The organism is Sinomonas sp. G460-2 (genome assembly GCF_047759905.1).
Classification (GTDB): domain Bacteria; phylum Actinomycetota; class Actinomycetes; order Actinomycetales; family Micrococcaceae; genus Sinomonas.
The window spans coordinates 1-2559 of the sequence record NZ_JBKZWT010000424.1 but is presented as its reverse complement, the minus strand read 5'-3'; the positions used below and the strand labels follow the sequence as shown (position 1 = coordinate 2559).

Annotated in this window: 4 protein-coding genes; 3 read left to right on the top strand and 1 reads right to left on the bottom strand. The window is 71.6% G+C overall.

Features of this window, described 5'->3' with window-relative positions:
- From ACLN58_RS20855 to ACLN58_RS20845, 3 genes are all read left to right on the top strand, one after another.
- Positions 1-449 (top strand): hypothetical protein (locus ACLN58_RS20855; RefSeq protein ID WP_415857142.1); only part of this gene is annotated, 449 nt, incomplete at its 5' end.
- Positions 450-970: 521 nt separating this feature from the next.
- A complete protein-coding gene (locus ACLN58_RS20850) occupies positions 971-1174 on the top strand; it encodes a hypothetical protein (RefSeq protein WP_415857141.1) in 204 nt (67 codons plus the stop codon).
- A gap of 233 nt (positions 1175-1407) precedes the next feature.
- A complete protein-coding gene (locus ACLN58_RS20845) occupies positions 1408-1704 on the top strand; it encodes a hypothetical protein (RefSeq protein WP_415857140.1) in 297 nt (98 codons plus the stop codon).
- A gap of 77 nt (positions 1705-1781) precedes the next feature.
- On the opposite strand, the gene ACLN58_RS20840 is transcribed toward ACLN58_RS20845, so the two are convergent.
- Positions 1782-2303, bottom strand: coding sequence for a MarR family winged helix-turn-helix transcriptional regulator (locus ACLN58_RS20840; protein WP_415857139.1), 522 nt, complete (start codon positions 2301-2303; stop codon positions 1782-1784).
- Between the last annotated feature and the right edge of the window lie 256 nt (positions 2304-2559).

Sequence of the window (2559 nt, the reverse complement as noted above, 5' to 3'; positions counted from 1 at the left end):
CGGGGCTGGGGGCCAGGCTCAGCCTGGCCTCCACGGCCTTCGCCGCAGGATGGGTCCACCTGCTCCTGGCACCGGAGCACTGGGGGGAATCCGCCCTCCTCGGCGTCGGCTTCCTCGGAGCAGGCCTGCTCCAGCTCGCCCTCGCGATCGCGATCGTCGCCCGTCCCACCCGGCCGGCGCACTTCGCGCTCGTGGTCCTGAACGTCGCACTGGTCGTCGTATGGCTCTACGCGGTGTTCGTCGGGCTCCCACTGGAACAGGCCCAATACCACCCCGAGGCGGGCTGGGTCGTCGGTGCCGGGGAACCCATCACCCCGGCCGCGGCCATGACGGAGACTGCAGAGATCGCCGGAGCCGTATGGGCGTATGCGATAGTAGGCCGACCGACCCGGACCGACGGGGCAGCAGTCCGCAGGCCCAGCGATCCCCTTGGAGCTGCGAGCCCGTAGCCCCACCGGATCGCCACACCTGCCCCGGATCCGGAAGCCGCGGGCAGCAGCCCCGGTCGCGAACGCCCGAGCCAGGGCATGCACTTCCCCGCCCTGATCGTCACAACAAGGGCAGTGGCGAGGCAGGAGCCGGCAGGGCGGCTCAGCCCAGTCTGTGCAGCAAGCGGTGCCGCCCTGGAGCCGGCCGATCCGACACCGGTGCCTGATGAGGGAGCGCGAGCCGCGGGCGGAATTCGTCCTCGCTCGGGGGACAGCCTGGACGGTGAGCTCTGCGTCCAGGAACTGCCGGCCCGGCAGCGTCATGCCGCGCCCGCCGCCATCCGCGTCGAGTTCGTGGCCGAGGCTGCGCGGACCTGACGGCCTCGAGCGAGCGCTTCTGGGACTCTTTGGGGTCGGGGAGCGATTCGTCGTAGCCGGTGGACACCGGGGACGGGCTCACTCTTCGCCGAGACGTGGGCGCGGCAGTTCGCCGGCGGTGCGGCGCTCGTGACCACCGGGCTGGTCTTGGTTGCAGCCGGCTCATGGGATGCGCCGCGCCCCCTCGAGGTGGCCTCACCGGAGCGATCGGCCAGACGCTGCTGCCCGGGGTGCTTCTGGCGTTCTGGGCGTTCGTCGGATTCGAGAACCTCACGTTCCTCGGCCGGGACCTCCGCGACCCGCGCAGGCATTTCCTCCCCGTCAGCGCGGTGGCGCCGGGTCTGTACGGGGCTTCGCGGTCGCTCTGACTTTGGCCGTATCCGTGCGGGCCGACCAGCACTCGGTCGATCCGGTCGCCGGGCTGCTCGAGCTGGCCGCCAGCCCTGCATGCAGGGGCTCGTCGCCGTAGTCGCGGCAGCGGGAATGCTCGTCAACGCCGCCGCCTGGGTCCGCGGAATCGACAGCCTCCTGGCCGGATCCAGCCGGGACGGCTCGGTGCTCCGCATCTTCGGAGCCTCGGCATGGGCGCGAACGGCACTGCTTGCCGCGCTCTTCGCAGCCACGCTGGCTGCCCCTGGGCGCCGACCCCTCCCTGACCGTCGATGCCCTTGCGGCAAGCAGCGCGGTCTTCGTGCTCATCTACCTCGTCTGCATCGTCAGCTATGTGCGATCCCACGGCCCCAGCGCCGGGTGCGTCGCCAACCTCGCACTCCTCCCCGTCATGGCCGCAGCACTCGTCCAGTCCGGCACCAGCAGCGTCTACGGAATCCTCGTGGCCGCCGGCTGCCTGGCCTGGTCCCGGACCAGGGCCAGAAACGGCCCGGCGGGGCTTGCCTGACCCGCAGCGCAACCCACCCGGGGTCCGGTCCGGACCGCGACGGACACCCGCGCGCCGCGGCGCAGCGCCGGGGGCTGTCATTCCCCGTCCCGGTGCCCTCTGGGATCTCGAGGGTCCGAGTGGGCCGTCCCGCGCTGCGCGGGAGCCGTTCCCGGCCCTGTGCGGTCCGCGGCGGCGCTCAGGCTCTCCGCGAGGTCGGCAAGGGCCCGGACGAGGTCGTCGGCGCTGGTGCGAGCGAGCCCGGCGACGCTTGCCTCTGCCAGCTCGATCCAGACGGTGGAGAGGTCCGGGAGGAGGCCGCGCCCGCTCTCGGTCAGCTCCACGACGGTGGCTCGCCTGTCCAGCTCGGACGGGGCCCTTGCCACCAGGCCCAGCGACTCGAGCCGTCTGACGGCCGAGGTGATCGTGGGGGGCTCGCAGCCGGCCGCGGCGGCGAGCTGGGACTGGGTCCGGGGACCGTGCTCGGCGAGGTCCATGATCAGGGACTCCTGCCCGACCGTGAGCCCGACCCGCTGGAGGAAGGATCCGGCGAGGGCTCGGTGGCGCATGCCAATCGTGCGGATTGCCCGGTTCAGCGCGTGGGCCCGCTCGTAGTCCATGGGACCCCTTGCCAACGAATATTTAGACGCCTAAGTTTAATTCCGATGCTTAGGCATCTAACTATATTCGCTGCAAGAACCGCTGAACCACTCATGGCACAGGAGGCCACCATGGAAACAACTCCCACCCCGCGGCCGACGCGAGCAGGCATCCTGAGCGGGCGTCCCGCGCGCTCGATCGGCCTCATCGTCCTGGCGGCAGGCGGCGCGCTGGCCGCGTGGTCCATCGCCGTGCCCGTCCTGGGCTCCCAGCTGA